The organism is Synechococcus sp. CCY9201, from assembly GCF_034931105.1.
GTDB lineage: Bacteria > Cyanobacteriota > Cyanobacteriia > PCC-6307 > Cyanobiaceae > CBW1002.
Genome location: NZ_JAYGIC010000027.1, coordinates 1 through 1,458 on the forward strand (window position 1 = coordinate 1; position 1,458 = coordinate 1,458).

Consider the following 1,458-nt stretch of genomic DNA (forward strand, 5'->3'; position numbering starts at 1 on the left):
CGGCGGACCGGCAGCCGCTGGCGCCGCAGCAGCGAAGTTGCATCCGGGGAGAGGAAGCCATCAGCGTGCCCCGGTTCCACTGCCGTCTGCCCTGCCGTCTGCCCTGGCATCGGCGCCGGAAGCGTCGTCTGCCGAGAGCCCCAGGGCGCCCAGGCGTGCATCCAGGGCCGCCGGATCGTCCACCGGCAGGCGGGCCTCCAGGTGGCCGTCCACCACCAGCACAGGCGCCTGGCCGCAAGCCCCCAGGCAGCTGACGTGTTCCAGGGCCCAGGTGCCGTTGCCGGCAGCGTCATCGAGCCGCAGCCCCAGCCGCCGCTCCAGCCGTGCCGCCAGCTCCCCACCTCCCTTGACGAAGCAGGCGGTGCCCAGGCACACGGCGCAGCGGTGTGCGGTGGGGGCCTTGAGCCGGAACAGGTGGTAGAAGCTCGCCACCCCGAACACCCGGGCCAGAGGCAGCTTCAGCTCCCGCGCCACCTGGGCCAGGGCCCCCGGCGGCAGATAGCCGTAGATCTCCTGCACCTGGTGCAGCACCTCGATCAGGGCATCGGAGCGGCCACGGTGCTGACGAATCAGCCGCGAGGTGCGCTCCACCGCCTCGGCAGGCAGAACAGTCTCGGCAGGAAGAACCGCCTTGGGGAGCAGATCCGCCCGGCGGAGCGCTGATGGTGGCGCGGAGAGCGGCGCGGTCATGGGCTGACGCGACAGGCGCGGTCTTGCCACCGGCCTAGCCAGCGCCGGCACGGCTGTCAGCGAATGTGGTGGAAGTCTGGCCTGGAGGCCGTCAGCGATGGGCGCCACGGGACTGGTGATCGATCCGGCCTTCCGGCTGCACGAGACGGGCAGTGGCCACCCCGAGAGCCCGCGGCGGCTGGAGGCGATCGAAACCGAACTGCAGCGCCGCGGCCTGCGGCAGCGCTGCCAGCTGATTCGGGCCCGGCCCGCCACGGACCTGGAGCTTCAGCGTTGCCACACGGTTCGCTATCTCGAGACGGTGCGCCGCGATGTGGCTTACGACGCCAGGCAACTCTCCACCGGCGACACCACCATCTGTGACGCGTCGGAAGATGTGGCCAGGCTGGCGGCCGGCGGCACCCTTGCAGCGGTGGAGGCGGTGCTCAGCGGCCAGGTGAACCACGCCTTCGCCCTGGTGCGCCCCCCCGGTCACCATGCCGAGGCCGATCGGGGCATGGGGTTCTGCATCTTCAACAACGTGGCCCTGGGCGCCCGCCATGCCCAGGTGGTGCATGGCCTGGAGCGGGTGCTGATCATCGACTGGGACCTGCACCACGGCAACGGCACCCAGGCGATCTTCTGGCGCGATTCCAGCGTGCTCTTCGCCAGCGTGCATGAATGGGGCAACTACCCCGGCAGCGGCGCCGCCACGGAACGGGGGGAGGGTCCGGGCCTGGGCTTCACCCTCAACTGCCCCCTGCCCGGCGGCAGTGACGGCCCGGCGGT

General features: G+C 71.5%; 2 protein-coding genes. One reads left to right on the top strand and one right to left on the bottom strand.

The genetic code is table 11. The features are described from left to right. Positions 1-60 precede the first annotated feature (60 nt). Complete coding sequence (locus VB716_RS02395) at positions 61-690, bottom strand: NAD(P)H-dependent oxidoreductase subunit E (RefSeq protein ID WP_323247531.1); 630 nt, start codon at positions 688-690, stop codon at positions 61-63. Positions 691-787: 97 nt separating this feature from the next. On the opposite strand from VB716_RS02395, the gene VB716_RS02400 reads away from it, so the two are divergent. Further along, positions 788-1,458: histone deacetylase (locus tag VB716_RS02400; RefSeq protein ID WP_323269622.1), on the top strand; the 671-nt coding region annotated here is incomplete at its 3' end.